At 67.5% G+C, this 19,729-nt stretch carries 17 protein-coding genes; 13 read left to right on the forward strand and 4 right to left on the reverse strand.

Annotation, left to right across the window (positions count from 1 at the left end; translation table 11 throughout):
* Positions 1 to 7 precede the first annotated feature (7 nt).
* The 9 genes from rnc to AC07YH_RS07995 all read left to right on the forward strand — a co-directional run bounded on the left by rnc (position 8) and on the right by AC07YH_RS07995 (position 10,539).
* The gene (rnc, locus tag AC07YH_RS07955; RefSeq protein WP_494746456.1) at positions 8 to 703 is read left to right on the forward strand and encodes a ribonuclease III; all 696 of its coding nucleotides are present in this window, start codon (positions 8 to 10) and stop codon (positions 701 to 703) included.
* A 763-nt stretch (positions 704 to 1,466) separates the two neighbouring features.
* Positions 1,467 to 2,069, forward strand: a complete 603-nt coding sequence (locus AC07YH_RS07960; RefSeq protein ID WP_494746457.1) for a DsbA family protein — start codon at positions 1,467 to 1,469, stop codon at positions 2,067 to 2,069.
* Between the two features lie 17 nt (positions 2,070 to 2,086).
* Positions 2,087 to 2,590, forward strand: coding sequence for a GNAT family N-acetyltransferase (locus AC07YH_RS07965; protein WP_494746458.1), 504 nt, complete (start codon positions 2,087 to 2,089; stop codon positions 2,588 to 2,590).
* Between the two features lie 48 nt (positions 2,591 to 2,638).
* The gene (gene era / locus AC07YH_RS07970; RefSeq protein WP_494746459.1) at positions 2,639 to 3,589 is read left to right on the forward strand and encodes a GTPase Era; all 951 of its coding nucleotides are present in this window, start codon (positions 2,639 to 2,641) and stop codon (positions 3,587 to 3,589) included.
* Positions 3,582 to 4,433 carry an arylamine N-acetyltransferase family protein gene (locus AC07YH_RS07975; protein WP_494746460.1) on the forward strand — a complete coding sequence of 284 codons (852 nt, stop codon included), beginning with the start codon at positions 3,582 to 3,584 and terminating at the stop codon, positions 4,431 to 4,433. The genes era and AC07YH_RS07975 overlap by 8 nt, the downstream gene beginning before the upstream one ends.
* Positions 4,434 to 4,435: 2 nt before the next feature.
* Complete coding sequence (gene recO / locus AC07YH_RS07980) at positions 4,436 to 5,167, forward strand: DNA repair protein RecO (RefSeq protein ID WP_494746557.1); 732 nt, start codon at positions 4,436 to 4,438, stop codon at positions 5,165 to 5,167.
* 54 nt (positions 5,168 to 5,221) lie between these two features.
* Complete coding sequence (locus AC07YH_RS07985) at positions 5,222 to 6,808, forward strand: alkaline phosphatase D family protein (RefSeq protein WP_494746461.1); 1,587 nt, start codon at positions 5,222 to 5,224, stop codon at positions 6,806 to 6,808.
* Between the two features lie 60 nt (positions 6,809 to 6,868).
* Positions 6,869 to 9,145 (forward strand): DNA topoisomerase IV subunit A, encoded by a 2,277-nt coding sequence (gene parC, locus AC07YH_RS07990; protein ID WP_494746462.1) that lies wholly within the window; start codon positions 6,869 to 6,871, stop codon positions 9,143 to 9,145.
* Positions 9,142 to 10,539 (forward strand): serine hydrolase domain-containing protein, encoded by a 1,398-nt coding sequence (locus tag AC07YH_RS07995; protein WP_494746463.1) that lies wholly within the window; start codon positions 9,142 to 9,144, stop codon positions 10,537 to 10,539. The genes parC and AC07YH_RS07995 overlap by 4 nt, the downstream gene beginning before the upstream one ends.
* Before the next feature lie 70 nt (positions 10,540 to 10,609).
* On the opposite strand, the gene AC07YH_RS08000 is transcribed toward AC07YH_RS07995, so the two are convergent.
* A complete protein-coding gene (locus AC07YH_RS08000) occupies positions 10,610 to 12,046 on the reverse strand; it encodes a hypothetical protein (protein ID WP_494746464.1) in 1,437 nt (478 codons plus the stop codon).
* Between the two features lie 202 nt (positions 12,047 to 12,248).
* Here AC07YH_RS08000 and AC07YH_RS08005 point away from each other — a divergent pair, with 202 nt between their 5' ends.
* From AC07YH_RS08005 to AC07YH_RS08020, 4 genes are read left to right on the forward strand one after another with little or no spacing between them, the layout of a single operon-like run.
* On the forward strand, positions 12,249 to 13,559 hold the full coding sequence (locus AC07YH_RS08005) for a serine hydrolase domain-containing protein (RefSeq protein ID WP_494746465.1): 1,311 nt from the start codon (positions 12,249 to 12,251) through the stop codon (positions 13,557 to 13,559).
* A gap of 59 nt (positions 13,560 to 13,618) precedes the next feature.
* Entirely contained in the window at positions 13,619 to 14,581 is a 963-nt protein-coding gene (locus tag AC07YH_RS08010) for a quinone oxidoreductase family protein (protein ID WP_494746466.1), read from the forward strand.
* Positions 14,578 to 15,513 (forward strand): NAD(P)H-dependent flavin oxidoreductase, encoded by a 936-nt coding sequence (locus AC07YH_RS08015; protein ID WP_494746467.1) that lies wholly within the window; start codon positions 14,578 to 14,580, stop codon positions 15,511 to 15,513. The genes AC07YH_RS08010 and AC07YH_RS08015 overlap by 4 nt, the downstream gene beginning before the upstream one ends.
* Positions 15,514 to 15,523: 10 nt before the next feature.
* On the forward strand, positions 15,524 to 16,291 hold the full coding sequence (locus AC07YH_RS08020; protein WP_494746468.1) for an SDR family NAD(P)-dependent oxidoreductase: 768 nt from the start codon (positions 15,524 to 15,526) through the stop codon (positions 16,289 to 16,291).
* 60 nt (positions 16,292 to 16,351) lie between these two features.
* On the opposite strand, the gene AC07YH_RS08025 is transcribed toward AC07YH_RS08020, so the two are convergent.
* The 3 genes from AC07YH_RS08025 to AC07YH_RS08035 all read right to left on the reverse strand — a co-directional run bounded on the left by AC07YH_RS08025 (position 16,352) and on the right by AC07YH_RS08035 (position 19,723).
* Positions 16,352 to 17,788, reverse strand: coding sequence for a methyl-accepting chemotaxis protein (locus tag AC07YH_RS08025; protein WP_494746469.1), 1,437 nt, complete (start codon positions 17,786 to 17,788; stop codon positions 16,352 to 16,354).
* Between the two features lie 94 nt (positions 17,789 to 17,882).
* Positions 17,883 to 18,722: an arginyltransferase gene (locus AC07YH_RS08030; RefSeq protein ID WP_494746470.1), complete on the reverse strand. Its 840-nt coding sequence runs from the start codon at positions 18,720 to 18,722 to the stop codon at positions 17,883 to 17,885.
* 101 nt (positions 18,723 to 18,823) lie between these two features.
* Complete coding sequence (locus AC07YH_RS08035; RefSeq protein ID WP_494746471.1) at positions 18,824 to 19,723, reverse strand: flagellar motor protein MotB; 900 nt, start codon at positions 19,721 to 19,723, stop codon at positions 18,824 to 18,826.
* Positions 19,724 to 19,729 lie beyond the last annotated feature (6 nt).

Consider the following 19,729-nt stretch of genomic DNA (forward strand, 5'->3'; position numbering starts at 1 on the left):
TCGCGCAATGGATAGACGGGTCGCCGCCGTCGGCGACCTTGAGCGCCGGATCGGCCATCAGTTCAAGGATCGCGAACTGCTCGAACGCGCCCTGACGCACGCCAGCGTCGGGGACGGGGCCAAGAAGGTCCGCGACAACGAGGTGCTGGAGTTCATCGGCGACCGCGTGCTGGGCTTGCTGGCCGCCGAGGCTTTGGCCGAACGCTTCCCCAAGGCCAAGGAAGGCGAGCTGGCCCCGCGCCTGAACGCCCTGGTCAGCCGCGAAACCTGCGCCCGCGTCGCCCGCCTGGCCGAGTTCGGTCCGGCCCTGCGCCTGTCGGCCTCGTCCAGCAAGATCGGCGGCCGCGAGACGGATTCGATCCTGGCTGGCGCGACCGAGGCCTTGATGGCGGCGCTGTATCAGGACGGCGGCCTGGATGCGGCGCGCAAGGTGTTCCTGGCGCTGTGGGCCGACGAGTTCGACAGGGCTGGCGAGGGCCGCCCGCGCGATCCCAAGACCGCGCTGCAGGAGTGGGCGCAAGGCAAGGGCAGGCCGCTGCCGACCTATCGCGTGCTGGACCGCACGGGCCCGGATCATGCGCCGGTGTTCACCGTCGAGGTCGTGGTGAAGGGCGTCGATCCCGCCATCGCCAAAGGCAAGTCGCGGCAGGAGGCCGAGAAGGCGGCGGCCAAGGCGCTGCTGGAGCGCGAAGGCGCGGAGTAGAGGCTTCACTTGAATCCCTCTCTCATAGAGAGAGGGAGGGGCCCGCGCCGCAGGCGTGGGAGGGTGAGAGGTTACGACGTCAACCGGAGTGCCGGCGCGCCGTCGAACCTCGTAACCCCTCACCCCAACCCTCTCTCTAAGAGAGAGGGAGCTCTATGGGGATTGAGCGGCGTCTATCCTCGGAATTGGCGATGTGGAGCCCCGCAAAATCAATTGCTTGTCGATTTTACGCGCCTCTGAATGATCCGCGTCCAAAACTACCCCCATACTCTTCCTCACCTGACAGCGCGAAAGGGACGTCCGGCCGGCGATCGTGACGGCTGTCAGGGGTGGTCGAGCGGGTAGCGTTCATCGGTGCGGAGGAAACTCCGCAACTGCATCCCTCTAGCGGCGGTCGGCCCTGGAACACAGAAACGACGTGGGATGTCGGGTCGATGGCGCGGCAGGCACGGGCTGAAATCGCCTGTGCATTCCGGACGAGGCAGCCAGCCTCTCCGCCCGTCGGAGGCGATGTCGGAAGCGGGTTAAAACCCCGCGCTTCGACGGCTTCCGGATAACGGCCGCGCGGAGCGTTCTGGCTTCGTCGAAACGGTATTCAACTTCCACACTCCGGACGTTGTCCGGCGCTCCGCGGTCCCTTTCATGATCTTCAGCGGCCCGCCGCGTGAAGTCGCCAAGCCGTGCGCTCACGGGTTGACCCTCGCCATACTCGCGCCCTCTCATGACGGTCTAGTTTCGCGATTCCAACCTTTCGGAGCGCCCCATGCGCCGTCTCGCCGTTGCCGCCCTGCTGACCCTCAGCCTCGCCGCCTGCAACAAGCCGCAAGCCTATCAGGCCCTTCCCGACGACATGAGCCTGGGAAACAAGGACGCCAAGGTGACGGTGGTGGAATACGCTTCGGTCGGCTGCCCGATCTGTGCGCGCTGGGACACCGACGTCTTCCCGGCCTTCAAGTCCAAATATATCGACAGCGGCAAGGTCCACTACGTGTTCCGCGAGATGCTGGTCGGGGATAGCTCGGAAGTCACCGTGGCCACGGCCGGCTTCCTGCTGGCGCGCTGCGCCGGCAAGGACAAGTACTTCGAGATCAACAACGCCATCTTCGCCACCCAGCAGGAGGTGTTCCAGTCGCCGCGCGAGAGCCTGCTGGGCATCGCCAAGTCGGCTGGCATGAACGAAGATCAGTTCAACAAGTGCGTGGCCGACGAGGCGCAGGTGAAGGCGCTGAACGACCGCGTGCAGAGGAACGCCAAGGAGCACGACATCAACGCCACCCCGACCTTCGAGATCAACGGTCGCAAGATGGAGCCGGGCTACCACACCCTGGCCGAGATCGACGCGGCGATCGAGAACGCGGGCAAGTAGGACAGGGGCGGGCGGTCATGTCCCTGGAACTCATCACCGCCCGCCTTCAAATGCGCCCGCCGGTCCAGGCCGATCTGGACGGCTGGGCGGCGTTCGACGCCGATCCCGTGGCCACCCGGTTCTTCGGCGGGCCGAAGTCGCGTGACCTCGCCTGGGACGGCCTGGCGATGGCGGCAGGCATGTGGGCGCTGAAAGGCTGCGGTCTGTTCTCGGTGTTCGAGGCGGCGACCGGCCGCTGGGTCGGGCGCGTCGGGCCCTGGGTCCCCGAGGCCCCCGGTCGGGCCGAGGTCGGCTGGGCGATCCTGCCGGCCTTCTGGGGGCGAGGCTATGCGACCGAGGCCGCCGCCGCCGGGGTCGCCTGGAGCTTCGACCGCCTGGGCTGGAGCGAGGCCCGCCATCGCATCGACCCCGGCAACGCCGCCTCGATCGCCGTGGCCCGGCGGATCGGATCGGGTTGGATGCGAACCGAGACCAACGACGACGGCGATCCGGTCGAGATTTACGGGCAGGCCAGGCCGTGACTCCTCAGGGGGAGGAATTCCGGTCCCGCTGTGCTACACGCACGCGCAATGACTGACACCACCTCCCAAACTAAGGCCGGGTTCGCGGCCATCATCGGCGCCCCGAACGCTGGCAAGTCCACCCTGGTCAACCGCATGGTCGGCGCCAAGGTCTCGATCGTGACCCAGAAGGTCCAGACCACCCGCTTCCCGGTGCGCGGCGTCGCCATCGAGGGCGACACCCAGATCGTGCTCGTCGACACCCCCGGGATCTTCAGCCCGCGCCGTCGCCTGGACCGCGCCATGGTCCGTTCGGCCTGGGCCGGCTCGGAAGACGCCGAGGCCACTGTCCACCTGGTCGACGTGCAGGCCGAGCTGTCCAGCCGCGCCGACAAGGCCACGCCCGGCGAGTTCCGCTCGGCCCAGGACGTCCAGACCATCATCGAGGGCCTGAAGGCCGCCGACCGCAAGGTCATCCTGGCTCTGAACAAGATCGACGGCGTCAAGCGCGACACCCTGCTGGCCATCGCCAAGGACTTCTTCGACCAGGGCGTCTACACCGACGTCTTCATGATCAGCGCCTCGACCGGCGCGGGGGTCGAGGACCTGACCGCCAAGCTGGTGACCATGATGCCGGAAGGCCCGTGGCTGTATCCGGAAGACCAGACCGCCGACCTGCCGGCCCGCCTGCTGGCCGCCGAGATCACCCGCGAGAAGGTCTATCTGCGCGTCCACGAGGAGCTGCCCTACGCGGCCACGGTCGAAACGACGGCCTTCGAGGAGCGCAAGGACGGTTCGGTGCGTATCGAGCAGACCATCTATGTCGAACGCGATGGCCAGCGGGTCATCGTCATCGGCAAGGGCGGCCAGACCTTGAAATGGATCGGCCAGGCCTCACGTGAGGAGCTGTGCGACATCCTCGACCGCAAGGTTCACCTGTTCCTTCACGTGAAGGTCAAGGAGAACTGGGCCGAGGAGCGCGGCCTGTTCAGCGATATCGGACTGGATTTCGATGTTTGATGCGCCTGTGGCGGCCGTGGACCTGGACGCCTATTTCGCGCGGATCGGTTACGATGGCCCCCGCGAGCCGACCCTGGCGGTGCTTCGCGCCATCACGCTGAAGCATCCCGACGCCATCCCGTTCGAGAACCTCGACGTCCTGCTGGGGCGTGGGATCAGCATCGTCCCGGCCGATATCGACGCCAAGCTGATCGCTGGCGGGCGTGGCGGCTACTGCTACGAGCAGAACGGCCTCTTGAAGCGCGTGCTGACCGCCCTGGGCTTCCAGGTCGAGGGGCTGATGGCCCGCGTGCTGTGGATGGCCCCGGAAGGCGCGCCGCCGCGTCCGCGTTCGCACCAGGTGCTGGGCGTGCAGATTGAAGGCGAGACCTGGCTGGCCGACGCCGGCTTCGGCGGTTGCGTGCTGACCGGCCCGCTGCGCCTATTCTCCGACGAGGTGCAGGACACGCCGCACGGCAAGTTCCGCATCCTCGACACTCAGACGGACGGCGTGGCCGAGCGCCAGGTCCAGGCCGATCTCTCGGGCAAGTGGGCGACGCTGTACCAGGTGTCGAAGGGCGGCTGGGCGGCGGTCGATTACGAGCAGGCCAATTTCTTCACCTACACGCACCCCAGCTCGCACTTCACCTTCAGCATGACGGTGGGCCGCACGACCGCGACCGCCCGCTACGCCCTGAAGAACAACCGCTTCACCCATCGCGACGTCACCGGCGCCGTGGTCGAGCAGCGCGACCTGACGGCCGACGAGCTGGAAGCGACCCTGCGCGACGTCATCGGCCTGCCGGTCGAGCCCGACTGGAAGCCGGTGCTGGAGAAGGTCGTGGCCTGGGGGACGCCTTCGTGACGATGGAATGGGAGGACGAAGCCTACGTCCTCTCGGCCCGCTCGCACGGCGAGACGGGGGCCATTGTCGAGCTGCTGACCCAGGATCGTGGCAAGTTCGCCGCCCACGTGGCCGGCGCGGCCTCGCGGCGGATGAAGCCGTTTCTGCAGCCGGGCGCGCGGGTCATCGCCCGCTACCGCGCCAAGGTCGAGGGCCAGCTGGGCTCGGCGACCCTGGAGCCGATGGGCGAGGGGCCTTCGGCGCTGTTCGACGATCGCCTGGCCCTGGCCGGTCTGTCGTCCGCCGCCTCGGTCGCCGCCTTGGCCTTGCCTGAACGCGAGGCCCATCCCGGCGCCTTCCACGCGCTGGAAGCCTTGATCCGAGTCCTGGAAATCCCCGACATCTGGCCGGCCGTCTATGTGCGCTACGAGGCTGGTCTCCTGCAGGAACTGGGCTTTGGCCTGGACCTCTCCAAGTGCGCCGCGACCGGCAGTTTCGACGACCTCGTCTATGTCAGCCCGCGCACCGGCCGCGCCGTCAGCCGAGGGGCGGGCAAGCCCTATCACGACAAGCTGCTGCCGCTGCCGCCGTTCCTGCTGTCGGCCCAAGGGGGGCTCGCCGAGGGCGACGTGAAGGCCGGGTTGGACATCACCGGACACTTCCTGGAGCAGTTCGTGTTCGGCCCGCTGAACCGGCCGCTGCCCGCGCCGCGCATGTGGCTGCTGGATCGGCTGACGGAAGCGGGGAGGCTTTAAGAACCGTCACAAAGCAGAGCTATCGCCGAAACTTCAGTTTCCCGGAGCTTCGCCATGTCCGTCCTCGACCGCTACGCCTTGAGCCGTCGCCGCCTGCTGACCGCCTTCGGCGCCTCGGCCGCCACCGCGCTGTCGATCCCGCTGGTCGGCGGCCAGGCCCTGGCCCAGGCCGTGTTCCGGACCTATCCGTTCCAGCTGGGCGTGGCCTCGGGCGATCCGGCCCCGGACGGCTTCGTGATCTGGACCCGCCTGGCCCCCGAGCCGTTCGAGATCGGCTACGGCATGCCGATGGCTCCGGTCGCCGTCGACTGGGAAGTCTCCGACCAGCCGGGCATGCGCAACATCGTCGCCAAGGGCACGACCGTGGCGCCGCCGGAACTGGGCCACGCCGTCCACGTCGAGGTTGGCGGCCTGCAGCCCAATCGCGACTACTGGTACCGCTTCACCGCCGGCAAGGAGCGCAGCATCACCGGCCGCGCCCGCACCACCCCGGCCCTGGGCGCGGCCCTGGACCGGGTCCGCTTCGCCGTCGCCGGCTGCCAGCACTATGAAGCCGGCTACTACACGGCCTACCGGCGCCTCGCCGAGGACAATCCCGACTTCGTCTTCTGCTACGGCGACTACATCTACGAAGGCCGCGGCAATCGCACCGGCAACGGTCCGAACGGCCCGGTCGAGAACGTCCGCCAGCACTTCGGCGGCGAGATCTACGCGCTGGACGACTACCGCCGCCGCTACGCCCAGTACAAGATGGACACCGACCTCCAGGCCGCCCACGCCGCCGCGCCGTGGTTCGCCGTCTGGGACGACCACGAGACCGACAACAACTGGGTCTCCGACCTCGATCAGGACGGCACGGACCCGAAGCTGTTCAACCTGCGCCGCCAGGCCGCCGCCCAGGCCTATTACGAGAACATGCCGCTGCGGGCCTCGAGCTTCCCGGTCGGCACGTCCTTGCAGATCTATCGCCGCGCCGCCTATGGCCAGCTGCTGAACCTCAACCTGCTGGACACCCGCCAGTTCCGCACCGACCAGCCCTGCAACGACAAGCAGACCTGGTGCGACGCCATCAACGCGCCGCAGGCCGAGGTCATCGGAACCAAGCAGGAGAAGTGGCTGATGGAGGGCCTCACCGGCTCGAAGTCGACCTGGAACATCATCGCCCAGCAGGTCATGTTCATGGACCTGGACCGCGATCCGGGCCCCGGCGTGGTGGTCAATCCGGACAGCTGGGCCGGCTACCGCATCCCGCGCGGCCGCCTGCTGCAGAAGATCAAGGACGCCAAGGTCGGTAACGTCGTCGTCCTGACCGGCGACGAGCATCAGAACTATGCCGGCGAACTCTATGTCGATGGCGCCAAGCATGAGGGCGCGCCGATCGCCTCGGAATTCGTGGTCACCTCGATCACCTCGGGCGGCGACGGCAATGACCAGCGCGATGACTTCAAGAAGATCCAGGCCGCCAGCCCGATCCTGAAGTTCAACAACAACCAGCGCGGCTACGCGATCTGCGACGTGACGCCGAAGGCCTTCGTCACCGAGTTCAAGGTGCTGGACGCGGTCACCCGCCGCGACGGCAAGCTCTCCACCCGCGCCAAATGGGCGCTGGAAGCCGGAAAACCGGGGATGGTTCAGGCTTAACCCGTCGAATCATCGGGGGGATTTCTGCTAGGGTCGTAGCCCGGAGTACGAATCCCCTCGATGAACAAGCCTGTCCTGCCCCCCGGCGGTCCCGACGACGGTGATCGCATCCTCGATGAGCCGCTGACGGAAGCCCTGTCGCGGCGCTATCTGGCCTATGCGCTATCGACCATCGGCTCGCGGGCGCTGCCCGACGTGCGCGATGGCCTCAAGCCCGTGCACCGTCGCGTCCTGTACGCGATGAGCAACATGCGCCTGAACCCCGAGGCCGCCGCGCGCAAGTGCGCCAAGGTGGTCGGCGAGGTCATGGGTAACTTCCACCCGCACGGCGACCAGTCGATCTATGACGCCCTGGTGCGTCTGGCCCAGGACTTCTCCCAGCGCGTGCCGCTGGTCGAGGGGCAGGGGAATTTCGGCAATATCGACGGCGATAACGCCGCGGCCATGCGCTACACCGAGTGCAAGATGACGGAAGCGGCGACGCTTCTGTTGGACGGCATCGACGAGGACGCGGTCGACTTCAAGCCGACCTATGACGGCCAGGACGAGGAGCCGCTGGTCCTGCCGTCGGGCTTCCCGAACCTGCTGGCCAACGGCTCGTCGGGCATCGCGGTCGGCATGGCCACCTCGATCCCGCCGCACAACCCGGCCGAGCTGATCGACGCCTGCCAGCTGCTGCTGACCAATCCCGACGCGACGACGCAAGAGCTGATGGAGAAGGTGCCGGGTCCGGACTTCCCGACCGGTGGCGTCATCGTCGAGCCGCAGGCGTCCTTGCTGGAAACCTACGAGACCGGTCGCGGCGGCGTGCGCATCCGCGCCAAGTGGGAGAAGGAAGACACCGGTCGGGGCACCTACCAGATCGTCGTCACCGAAATCCCGTACCAAGTGAAGAAGTCGGATCTGGTCGAGCAGCTGGCCGACCTGATCGACAGCAAGAAGGCCGCCCTGCTGGGCGACGTCCGCGACGAGAGCGCCGAGGACATCCGCCTGGTGCTGGAGCCGAAGTCCAAGAACGTCGAGCCCGAAGTGCTGATGGAGAGCCTGTTCAAGCTCTCGGCGCTGGAGAGCCGCTTCCCGGTCAATATCAACGTGCTGGATGCGCGCGGCACGCCGGGCGTCATGGGCATCAAGCAGGCCCTGATGGCCTTCCTGGCCCACCGCCGCGAAGTGCTGACCCGCCGGGCCCGTCACCGCCTGGCCAAGATCGAAGCCCGTCTGCACATCCTGGACGGCCTGCTGATCGCCTATCTGAACCTCGACGAGGTCATCCGGATCGTCCGCTACGAGGACAAGCCGAAGGAAAAGCTGATCGAGACCTTCGGGCTCTCGGACATCCAGGCCGACGCCATCCTCAACACCCGCCTGCGCCAGCTGGCCAAGCTGGAAGAGATGGAGATCCGCCGCGAGCACGCCGAGCTGGTCGAGGAGCGCGACGGCATCCTGGCCATGCTGGCCAGCGACGCCAAGCAGTGGAAGCTGGTCGGCAAGGGCCTGGCCGAGGTTCGCGCCACGTTGCTGAAGATCAAGCACCCGTGGGACAAGACCCGTCCGACGGGCGTCAACGGCCGCTCGATCTTCGCCGACGCGCCGATCGTCGACGCCGACGCCGCCATCGAGGCGATGATCGTCCGCGAGCCGATCACGATCATTCTGTCGGAGCGCGGCTGGATCCGCGCCGCCAAGGGCAAGATCGACGATCCGTCCGAGCTGAAGTTCAAGGAAGGCGACAAGCTGGGCTTCCTGGTCCCGGCCGAGACCACCGACAAGCTGCTGATCTTCTCCAGCGACGGCCGCTTCTTCACGCTGGGCTGCGACAAGCTCCCCAGCGCGCGGGGCCATGGCGAGCCGGTGCGGATGATGATCGAGCTGGACGACAAGGTGAAGATCGCCGACGTCTTCCCGTTCAAGGCCGGCCGCAAGCGCATTCTGGCCTCGAAACAGGGCTACGGCTTCCTGATGCCCGAGGAAGAAGCGCTGGCCAACCGCAAGGCCGGCAAGCAGGTCCTGAACGTCGATGCCGCCGGCGCGGCCTTCTGTCTGGAGGCCGTGGGCGACCAGTTCGCGGTGATCGGCGACAACGGCAAGATTCTGATCTTCCCGCTGGAAGAGCTGCCGGAAATGCCGCGCGGCAAGGGCGTCAAGCTGCAGGCCTATCGCGAGGGCGGCCTGCGCGACGGCCTGTCGTTCAACGCCGAGACCGGGGCCTACTGGATCGACACCGCCGGCCGCCGCCGTGACTGGGCGGAATGGAAGGAATGGGTCGGCCGCCGCGCTGGTGCGGGCAAGACCCACCCGAAGGGCTTCGCGACCAACAAGCGGTTCCGGCCCAAATGACGATGGGACGGTTGCGTCGCCGCGCGCTGAGCCTGCTGGCCGGCGTCTTCGGTTGCGCGGCCGTAGCCGCGACTCCGGCCCTGGCCCTGCCCAAGGGCAAGCCGGAAGAGCAGGGCTTCAGCGTAGAGCGGCTCAAGAAGCTCGACGAGCATATGCAGGCGATGGTCGATCGCGGTCAGGTCGCCGGCGGCGTGGCGCTACTGGCCCGCCACGGTCGCGTCGTCCACACCAAGGCCTTCGGGCGCCGGGCTCTGGGCGGTGAGCCGATGCCGCTCAACGCCATCTTCCGCATCCGCTCGGAGACCAAGCCGATCACCGGCGTGGCCATGATGATCCTGTACGAGCAGGGTCTGTGGAAGTTCGACGATCCGATCAGCAAGTTCGTGCCGGAGTTCGCCAACCTGCGCATCGCCACCGGCGTCGATGCGGCCGGCCAGCCGATCCTGGCGCCGATCAGCCGCGTTCCGACCATGCGCGAGCTGATGACCCATACGGCGGGCTTCGCCTACGGCATCGCCGACGATCCCAACAGCCCGGCGGACCAGGCCTATTATCGGGCTGGGGTGCTGCAGTCGGGATCGCTGAACGAGCTGGTCCAGAAGGTCTCGGGCCTGCCGATGTTCTCGGAGCCCGGGCAGCTGTGGCGCTATAGCGTGGCGGCCGACATCCAGGGCGCGATCGTCGAGCGCCTGTCGGGCGAGCCCTTGCCGATCTTCATGGAAGAGCACATCTTCGCGCCGCTGAAGATGCGCGACACGGCCTTCTACGTGCCCGACCAGAAGATGCACCGGTTGGCGACCCTGTACGATGGCGATCCGGCGACCGGTAAGCTGGTCCCGGCCGTGGAAGGCGCCTGGCGCGACGTCAGCAAGCCGCCGGCCGCGCCGCTGGGCGGCGGGGGGCTGGTCTCGACCGCCAGTGACTTCGCCCGCTTCGCTCAGATGATCCTGAACAAGGGCCAGTTGGGCGGCGTGCGGATCCTCAAGCCAGAGACCGTGGCCTTGATGACCCAGAACCACCTGCCGGCCGGTTTCGTGGTCACCACCAACGGCACGACAGGCGTGCTCAATCCCGGACCCAAGCCGTTCCCGTTCGCGGCCGGCATGGGCTACGGCATCGACATGGCTGTGGCCGTCGATCCGGCCGCCTCGGGTGCGCCGGTGGGGCCGGGCACGGTCAGCTGGGGCGGCAGCGCCGGCACCTGGTTCTGGATCGACCCGGCCAACGACCTGTTCTTCGTCGGCATGATCCAGCGCCTGGGCGGGGTCGGGCCGGGCCTGGACGCCCAGTCACGGGCCCTGGTTTATCAGGCCATCGAGCGGCCGCCGCTGGTTCCCGCGCCGCCGGGACAGCAGCCGGCCAAGCCGCCGGTCAAGACGACCGCCGCTCGTTAGCGCTTGAAAAGGAAAACTCCCCCCGCCGTCCGGCGAGGGGAGCTCCGTCACGACCCGGGGGGCTGAATTCCTAGGCCGCGAACAGGATGTCGGCGACCTCGCTGGTCTTGCCGACGGTCAGGCCGGTGACGCCGGCCAGCTTGATCAGGCCATCGCCCGCGTCGAGCCCGGCCACGCCGTTCTGGTGGAAGACATAGGTGTCGCCGTTCCACTCGAAGACAGTGTTGCTGTTGGCGGCGGTCAGGCCGGCATAGGCGGTCAGGGCGTCGTCGAACGTGGCGGTGGCGACGAAGGCGATCTGGCGCTTCTGGCCTGCGCCGATGATAGCCGCGAGCTCGATCAGGTCGAAGCCCTTCTGGAAGTCGTCGACGACCGCGATGTCGGTCACCTTGCCATTCGTCAGGTGCAGAGGGCCGAACGAGCCGACGTCGATGTCGTCATGGCCCGCGCCGGTCGTGATGCGGCCGTCGAACTGCTCCACGAAGATGATGTCGTTGCCGGTCCCGGTGTCGATGTGGCCGCGCATCGGGCCGTTGTCGGCGAAGACCACGTCGTTCCCGCCGCCCGTGCGGATATAGCGGCCGGCGTCCAGGCCGCCCTGGTCGGCGATCACGGGCCTCAGGACATCGTTGCCGTCGGAGGCCAGCACGTGGACGTCATCCGCCGCGCCCGACTGACGGACATCGACGTTCCAGTCGTGGGCGTACGAGGCCTTCTCGCCTGGCAGGCCCGGATCGGCGGCGCCGCCCGGCGCGTTGCCGCCGCCGGGGCCATAGAGCGACAGGAACGACGGCACGGCCTCGACCTTCCCGTCCACGCCGACGTCGGCGAGGTAGGCGCGCATGGCCTCGACATAGGGGCCCTTGTTCTCCTGCACCGCCACGGCCATCAGCCAGCCGACCATGGCCGCGCGGGTGCCGATGCCGAACGAGCCGTCGCCGCCGATCGCCTCGAAATAGGCAAAGCGGCCATAGGTCCCGCCATGGCCGTCCGGCACCGGTTCGGCGAACAGGGCCAGGACCTCGTCCAGGCTCTTCTCGATGCCGAACAGCTTGAAATAGGTCTTCTGGAAAGTGTTGATCGGCGAGCCGTTCTCGCCGTAGGCGGCGATGAAGTCGGCGCGGCCTTCGCCGTTCTTGATCAGGTTGACCGCGAAATTGATGTAGCGGTTCGTGGTGTCGAACTGGGCGTAGTAGGCGCTGTTCAGGTTGTTCGGGTTGGGGCCGCTGGCCGAGACCAGATAGTCCAGGCCCGCCGTGCCAATGCTCATATTGGCCAGGAAGCCGTAGGACATCACCGCCACCTGGGTCGTGGCCTTGGCGCTGTCCTGGATCCACTGCACCGCGCTGGCGTAGCTCCACGGGTCGCCGACCATGCCGCCGCGCGCGGCGTCGATGCCCTGGGCCATCAAGGTCAGCTGGGCGCCGGCCGAGGCGGGGAGGTCCGCGCCCGTCGGCAGGCGGTGGATGTTGCGATAGATCGTGGTCAGATTGTCGAGTGTGGCCATGGCCAGCGCCGCCTATGCGTATTCGTAATCCCTCGTGCAGTAAAAAATATACATGAACGCCGTTCGGGCAACCCGGGTCTTCATGAAATAACCTTAACCTTGGGCGTAACGGAACGGCTGTCACCCGGACGTTGAAAAAGCGGGTTTCAACAGGGATGCGGCCGCACTAAGGTCGCTTCAAACGTTTGTTCGGGAGGGCGCTTTGGCGTTTCGGAAGTTTATCGCGGCCGCGCTGGTCGCGACGCTGCTCGGCGGCGGCTCAACGGCCGCGCTCGCCGCATCCTCCAAGCCGGCGATCGTCGCCGCCGCGCCCGAAAGCGTCGGCTTTTCGGCCGAGGGCCTGAAGAAGCTGGACGCCCACATGCAGGACCTGGTCGACACCGGCCACCTGCCGGGCGTCACCACCATGCTGGTCCGCCACGGCAAGATCGTGAACTACGAGGTCCACGGCAAGAAGGGCTTCGACGGCCCGCCGATGACCAAGGACACGGTCTTCCGCATCTACTCCCAGACCAAGCCGATCACCGGCGTGGCCATGATGATCCTGTTCGAAGAGGGCAAGTGGAAGCTGGACGACCCGGTCAGCAAATACGTGCCGGAGTTCGCCTCCCTGCGCGTCTTCAAGGGCGTCAACGCCGACGGCTCGTTCGACACCGTGCCGGCCGATCGTCCGCCGACCATGCGCGAGATCATGAGCCACTCGGGGGGCTTCGCCTACGGCCTGGTGCCCGACAACCCCATCGACAAGGCCTATGCGGAGAAGGTGCTGGGCGCCAAGTCGCGCGCCGAGTTCGTGCAGAACATCGCCGCCCTGCCGCTGGTCGGCCAGCCGGGCACGCGCTGGAAGTACAGCGTCTCGGTCGACATCCAGGGCCTGATCATCGAGAAGCTGACCGGCATGTCGCTGGGCGACTTCATGCAGCAGCGGATCTTCACGCCGCTGAAGATGACTGACACCCAGTTCTGGCTGCCGCCCGAGAAGATGGATCGCCTGGCCTCGCTCTATCTCTGGGGCCCCAAGCAGAACAAGCTGATCCCGGCCGAGGGCTTCATGGTCCTCGACATCACCAAGCCGCCGGTCATGGCCTCGGGCGGCGGCGGCCTGGTCTCGACCAACGCCGACTACGCCCGTTTCGCCCAGATGCTGCTGAACGGCGGCGAGCTGGACGGCAAGCGGATCATCAAGCCCGAGACCGTGAAGCTGATGCGCACCAACGTGCTCAGCGACACGATCATGAATTCCGACGTCCCGCCGTTCAACACGGCCAAGGGCCGGGGCTTCGGCCTGGACTTCGCGGTGGTGATGGATAGCGCCAAGGCCGGTCCGTACGGGCAGGGGACCTACAGCTGGGGCGGCGCGGCCGGCACCTGGTTCTGGATCGACCCGACCAACGACCTGTTCTTCCTGGGCATGATCCACATCCTCAACAAGGGCGGCGATCCGGCCATCAAGGACATCGACGATGACAGCGCCAAACTGGTCTACGGTGCCCTGATCGACCCAAAAAAGTGATCGACCCCAAGAAATAACGCTCCCTCGGGAGCCAAGAACAACAACAAGGGAGAAACGCCATGAAGGCCGCCGTCTATTACGAGACCGGGGCGCCGGACGTCTTTCGCTACGAGGACGTCGCCGACCCGGTCCTTCACCCGCAGAGCGTGATCATCCGCGTCGAGGCGGTCAGCATCGAGGGCGGCGACACGCTCAATCGCGGCGGCGGCCAGATGGCGGGCAGCCCGCATATCGTCGGCTATCAGGCCGCCGGCGAGATCATCGAGGTCGGGGCTGAAGTCACGCACCTGAAGGTCGGGCAGAAGGTCGTCACCGTGAACGCCTTCGGCTCGCACGCCGAGCTGCGCGCGGTGCCGGCCCGCAACGCCTGGCCGATCCCGGACGGCTTCGACATCCGACAAGCCTCGGCCATCCCGGTGCCCTTCGGCACGGCGCATGAGTGCCTGTTCGGCGCGGGCCGCCTGAAGGCCGGCGAGACCGTGCTGGTCCAGGCCGGGGCAGGGGCTGTGGGCCTGGCCGCCATCCAGCTTGCCAAGCAGGCCGGCGCGACGGTGATCGCCTCGGCCTCCAGCGACGAGAGGTTGGAGCGTCTGAAGGCGTTCGGCATGGACCATGGCGTCAACTACGGCCGCGACGACCTCGTTGAGCAGGTCATGAAGCTGACCGGCGGCAAGGGCGTGGACCTGGTCGTCGATCCGGTCGGCGGCGCGACCCTGCAGGGCAGCCTCGGGGCCCTCGGCTATCGCGGTCGCATCTCGCTGGTCGGCAATGCCGGGCGCGAGCCGATGAAGATCGACGTGTCGTCGCTGATGGGCGGCAACCGCTCGCTGACCGGGGTCTTCCTGGGCGCGGAGATCATGACCGACCGGGTGCACGACATGATCCAGGAGATGATCGACCGCGCGGCCAAGGGCGAGCTGGAAGTTGTCATCGACAAGACCTTCCCGCTGTCCGAGGCGGCGGGCGCCCACGCCTATATCGAGAGCCGCCAGGCCGTCGGCCGGGTGCTGCTGATCCCATGACCAACCGCGTCCTGGCCCATACGGGTGCCAAGTACCCCATTGTCCAGGCCCCCATGGGCTGGATCGCTCGCTATCCGCTGGCCTCGGCGGTGTCGCGGGCAGGGGGGCTTGGCATCATCGAGACCTCGTCCGGCGAGACCGAGAACTGCAAGGCCGAGATCACCAGGATGGCGGCCAGCGGCCTGCCGTTCGGGGTGAACCTGCCGATTATGTTCCTGCGCGACGACGCCATGCTGCGTTTCGTCTGCGAGAGCGGGGTCAAGTTCGTCACCACCTCGGCCGGTAGCCCCGCCAAGTTCGTCGGTCCGCTGAAGGACGCCGGCATCGTCGTCTATCACGCCGTGCCGACCGTCGATGCGGCGGTGAAGTGCGTCGATGCGGGCATCGACGGCCTTGTGGTCGAAGGCGCGGAAGGCGGCGGGTTCAAGAACCCGGAGGAGGTCTCGACCCTCGTCCTGCTGCAGGCGATCCGGGCCAGGACCGACGTGCCGCTGATCGCCGCCGGCGGTATCTGCGACGGCCGCGGCATGGCGGCGGCGTTCGCCCTGGGGGCGGAAGCCATCCAGATGGGCACTCGCTTCGTCAGCTCAGCCGAAAGCCCCGTGCACGCCAACTACAAGGCCGCGATCACGGGCGCCAAGGAGACCGGCACCTGGGTGCTGAACAAGAAGGCCAGCCCCTGCATCCGGGCGATCAAGTCGGAGCTGACCAAGGAGATTCACGACGCCGGCGTCATGCCGCCCGACGTGCTGAAGAACATCCTCGACGTCTATTTCGGTGGCGACATGGAGGCCGCGCCCGCGCTGGCTGGCCAGACCGTCGGTCTGATCGACGAGGTGAAGACCGCCCAGGCGATCATCGACGAGACCGTCGCCCAGTTCCACGACATCACCGGACGCCTCGGCGCCCTGGCCGCCGCGCGCGGCTTCTAGGAGTTACGACATGCAAGACCTGTTCTCCCTCGAAGGCCGCGTTGCGGTCGTGACCGGCGGCTCGCGCGGCATCGGCGCGATGATCACCAAGGGCTTCCTGACCTACGGCGCCAAGCGCGTCTACATCACCGCCCGCAAGGCCGCCGCCTGCGACGCCGCCGCCGAGGAGCTCAGCCAATATGGCGAATGCGTCTCGCTGCCGGGCGACATCTCGACCATGGAGGGCATCGAAGGCCTGGCCAAGCGGATCGCCGAGCGCGAGGACAAGCTCGACATCCTGGTCAACAACGCCGGCGCGGCCTGGGGGGCGGAGTTCGATGGCTTCCCGGAAAGCGGCTGGGACAAGACCGTCGACCTCAACATGAAGACGCCGTTCTTCCTGACCCAGGCCCTGATCGGCCCGCTGCGCGCGGCGGCCGCCGACCGCGTCGCCAAGGTCATCAACATCTGCTCGATCGACGGCCAGTCGGTGACCAAGGACGAGACCTATCCGTACGGCGCGTCCAAGGCCGGCCTGCTGCACATGACCAAGCGCATGGCCCTGCGCCTGGCGGCCGACAACATCGCCGTCAGCGCCATCGCGCCCGGCGCCTTCGCCTCGGACATGAACAAGGTCGCTCGCGACCACGCCGACGCGGTGTCCAAGGCCATCCCCGCCGGCCGCATCGGCTCGGAAGAGGACATGGCCGGCGCGGCCATCTACCTGGCCTCGCGGGCCGGCGACTACGTGATGGGCGGCGCGGTGACCGTCGACGGCGGCGTCAGCTTCGCGCGCTAGAACGACAAAGCGCGCCATTCCGGCCGGAATGGCGCGCTTCTTCTTCTTGAGGGCGTCGGTTTAGGCCGCGCGGGCGCGAGACGTCTGGCGCGCTTCGCCTTCGATGTGGAAACGGCCGACCAGCCGGCTCAGCTCGTTGGCCTCGCCCCGCAGGCTGGTCGCCGCCGCGGTGGCTTCCTCGACCATGGCGGCGTTCTGCTGAGTCACCTGGTCCATCTGATTGACCGCGTTGTTGACCTGGCTCAGGCCCGTGGCCTGCTCGCGCGACGAGCGGGCGATCTCGGTGATCTGGTCGGTGATCTCGCTGACCTTGCCGACGATGCCGGTCAGGGCCTCGCCCGTCTGGCCGACCAGCTTCACGCCGCGCTCGACCTGGGTCGAGGAGTTGGCGATCAGCGTCTTGATCTCTTTGGCGGCGTCGGCCGAGCGCTGGGCCAGCGCCCGGACTTCCTGGGCGACGACCGCGAAGCCGCGGCCGGCTTCCCCGGCGCGGGCGGCCTCGACGCCGGCGTTCAGGGCCAGCAAGTTGGTCTGGAAAGCGATCTCGTCGATCACGCCGATGATCTGGGTGATCTGACCCGAGCTCTGCTCGATCTCGCCCATGGCGGCGACGGCGTCACGGACGACCGCGCCCGAGCGCTCGGCGTCGACCTTGGCCGAGGCGGCGGCGGTCGAGGCCTGGATGGCGCCCTCGGCGCTGCGATTGACCGTCGAGGTGATCTCGTCGAGGGCCGCGGCGGTCTCTTCCAGGCTGGCGGCCTGCTGCTCGGTGCGGCGCGACAGGTCGTTGGAGGCGCTGGCGATCTCGTCCGAGCCACCCCGGATCGAGCCGGCGGTCTGGGCGATATTGACCAGCGCGTCGCGCAGGCGGGCCAGCGAGTGGTTGAAGTTGTCCTTCACCGGCTGGGCGCGGGCCGAGAAGCTGGCGTCGATGCGGTGGGTCAGGTCGCCGTCGGCCAGGGCCTTCAGGCCATCGGCCAGGGCGTCCAGCGCGGCCTGGTTCTCAGCGGCCTCGTCGCGGGCCTTGTGCTCCATGAGCGTCTGCTCGTGGATGTCGGTCAGCGAGCCGCAGGCGCGGATCGTGCCGTCCACCGCGTGATGGCAGCCGCCGGTGGCGCGGAACCAGCGATAGGCGCCGGCCCGGGTCATCAGGCGATAGGTGACGTTGTAGCGGGCGTTGCCGCTGCGGTCGGTCAGGTGGGCGGCGAAGGCCGCGAAGGTGGCCTCGACATCGTCGGGGTGCAGCTTGTCCGACCACGACTGGCAGACATTGGGGAAGTCGGCTTCGCTGGTGTAGCCGATCAGGCGGCGGAACTCCGGTGACCAGGTCCAGACGCTCTTGGGATGCAGCGCGTCGGCATTGTGCAGCACCGACTCCCACAGGCCGATGCCGCAGGCCTGGTCCAGGAGCTCAGAGCGTTCCTTCAGGTCCGCGAGCTCTTTCTTCAGGCGATCAACCTCGCCCGTCTGACGTCCCGAGAAAAGCATGGTCCCCATCCACTGGCTGGCGCCGCGTCCCTCGCATGGCGCGCGACCAGATGTGTGATGAGTTGGTTTCCTGGGTCTTAACCAAGACGCCCACGGTGAAGATTTAGTTCAGGTCGTCCAGCATGGCCGGCTCGGCGTCGCTGAGCAGCAGGTCGCAGGAGTCCTTGGCGGCGATGCGGCCACTGGGCGGGCGGGCGCCGCGTTCGCGGGCCGACATCAGCGACCAGCCGCCGGGCTTGAGGATTTCCAGCGGCGAGAAGCGCGCCTTGTAGGCCATCTTCTCGCTGCCCGGCACCCAGTAGCCCAGATAGACGTAAGGGACGCCGCCCTGCTGGGCTTGGACGATGTGATCCAGGATCACGAACGAGCCCAGGCTGCGCCGCGTCTCGTCTGGATTGTAGAAGCTGTAGACCAGCGACAGGCCGTCGGCGAGCACGTCGACCAGCACGCAGGCGATCAGGTCGCCGGGGCCGCGGTCCTGCGACTTGCGACGATATTCGATCAGGTGGGTGCGGACCGCGGTGTCCTCGACCATGGCCACGTAGTCGGGCCAGGTCATCTCGGCCATGCCGCCGTCGGCGTGACGGGTCAGCAGGTAGCGGCGCAGCAGCTCGAACTGCTCGAGCGTCGCCTCGGCCTCGACCAGGTGGCGCTCGAGGTCGTCGTTGCGGTTCAGGACCTTCCGCTCCGAGCGCGACAGCACGTAGTCGGCGGCTGGCGCGCGGGCCGACTGGCAGGCGCGGCAGGTCTCGCAGGCAGGGCGGTAGGCGATGTTCTGGGAGCGACGGAAGCCGACCTGGGTCAGGCTGTCATTGACCGTCGGGCCGTCGGACAGCGGCAGGTGGGCGAACACCTTGCGCTCCTCGCGGCCGGGCAGGTACGGGCAAGGCGTGGGCGCCGTCAGGAAGAACCGAAGCTGTCGCGTCGGAAAATGCTGCGTCACTGTAAGCCCTGTCCCCTTCAGCGTGTGTGCTGCCCAGAACGAGATTAGGGGGCATTGCGTTCGGTTGCGCAAGCTTCACGAAGCCCGCGCGCGGCGAACGGTCACAGGTTATCGGGCAAGACCGGCTTTTCGCGCAGCAGGATGATCGAGATGCGGCGGTTGCCAGCCAGGGTCGGGTCGTCGGCGTACAGCGGCTCGGAATTGGCCTTGCCCGACACCTGATAGATGCGGTCGTCCTGGACCCCGGCGCCGGCCAGAACCTGGCGCGAGGCGTCGGCGCGCTGGGCCGAGAGCGCCCAATCGCCATCCTGCTTCTTGCCATAGGCGTTGGCGCTGGTGTGGCCCGAGATGGTCACGCGGTTGGGCAGTTGGTTGATCACCTTGGCGACGGCGCGCAGCAGGATGCGGGCGCGGTCGTTCGGCTCCTTGGAGTTTTCCTTGAACATCGAGCGACCTTCCTGGTCGATCAGCTGGATGCGCAGGCCCTCCGGGGTCTGGTCGATCATGATCTGCTTCGACAGTTCGGCCAGCTCCGGCATGTCCTGCAGCGACTGGCGCAGCGACTGGGCGGCCGAGGCGAAGGCGTCCTGTTCCTTCTTGGCCAGGGCGTCGCGCAGGGCTTCTTCGCTGGCCGAAGCGAGCGAGGCCTGCTCGGAGCTCTGGCCGTCCTTGCTGACATTGTCGGGGGCTTCGGGGGCCATCTGCTGGATGACCGACATCTTGCCGTCGGCCTTGGCGCCATCGTCGCCCAGCGAGGTGCCGCCCAGGATGCCGCCCGAGCCGCTGGTGGTGGACGAGATCGAGGCAGGCGCGAAGTAGTCGGCGATGCCCTGCTTCTGTTCGGGGCTGGTCGTGTTCAGCAGCCACATCAGCAGGAAGAAGGCCATCATCGCGGTCACGAAGTCGGCATAGGCGACCTTCCAGGCGCCGCCGTGGTGCCCGTGACCGCCGCCCTTCTTGATCTTCTTGATGATGATCGGCTGTTCGCTGTTGACCGCCATCGTGCT

This window comes from Caulobacter sp. GW456-12-1-14-TSB4 (assembly GCF_059424195.1).

Excerpts from the sequence above, each read along its gene's own strand:
- rnc (WP_494746456.1), top strand. The coding sequence starts at position 8 with ATGGATAGACGGGTCGCCGCCGTCGGCGACCTTGAGCGCCGGATCGGC.
- AC07YH_RS07960 (WP_494746457.1), top strand. The coding sequence starts at position 1,467 with ATGCGCCGTCTCGCCGTTGCCGCCCTGCTGACCCTCAGCCTCGCCGCC.
- AC07YH_RS07965 (WP_494746458.1), top strand. The coding sequence starts at position 2,087 with ATGTCCCTGGAACTCATCACCGCCCGCCTTCAAATGCGCCCGCCGGTC.
- era (WP_494746459.1), top strand. The coding sequence starts at position 2,639 with ATGACTGACACCACCTCCCAAACTAAGGCCGGGTTCGCGGCCATCATC.
- AC07YH_RS07975 (WP_494746460.1), top strand. The coding sequence starts at position 3,582 with ATGTTTGATGCGCCTGTGGCGGCCGTGGACCTGGACGCCTATTTCGCG.
- recO (WP_494746557.1), top strand. The coding sequence starts at position 4,436 with ATGGAATGGGAGGACGAAGCCTACGTCCTCTCGGCCCGCTCGCACGGC.
- AC07YH_RS07985 (WP_494746461.1), top strand. The coding sequence starts at position 5,222 with ATGTCCGTCCTCGACCGCTACGCCTTGAGCCGTCGCCGCCTGCTGACC.
- parC (WP_494746462.1), top strand. The coding sequence starts at position 6,869 with ATGAACAAGCCTGTCCTGCCCCCCGGCGGTCCCGACGACGGTGATCGC.
- AC07YH_RS07995 (WP_494746463.1), top strand. The coding sequence starts at position 9,142 with ATGACGATGGGACGGTTGCGTCGCCGCGCGCTGAGCCTGCTGGCCGGC.
- AC07YH_RS08000 (WP_494746464.1), bottom strand. The coding sequence starts at position 12,046 with ATGGCCACACTCGACAATCTGACCACGATCTATCGCAACATCCACCGC.
- AC07YH_RS08010 (WP_494746466.1), top strand. The coding sequence starts at position 13,619 with ATGAAGGCCGCCGTCTATTACGAGACCGGGGCGCCGGACGTCTTTCGC.
- AC07YH_RS08015 (WP_494746467.1), top strand. The coding sequence starts at position 14,578 with ATGACCAACCGCGTCCTGGCCCATACGGGTGCCAAGTACCCCATTGTC.
- AC07YH_RS08020 (WP_494746468.1), top strand. The coding sequence starts at position 15,524 with ATGCAAGACCTGTTCTCCCTCGAAGGCCGCGTTGCGGTCGTGACCGGC.
- AC07YH_RS08025 (WP_494746469.1), bottom strand. The coding sequence starts at position 17,788 with ATGGGGACCATGCTTTTCTCGGGACGTCAGACGGGCGAGGTTGATCGC.
- AC07YH_RS08035 (WP_494746471.1), bottom strand. The coding sequence starts at position 19,723 with ATGGCGGTCAACAGCGAACAGCCGATCATCATCAAGAAGATCAAGAAG.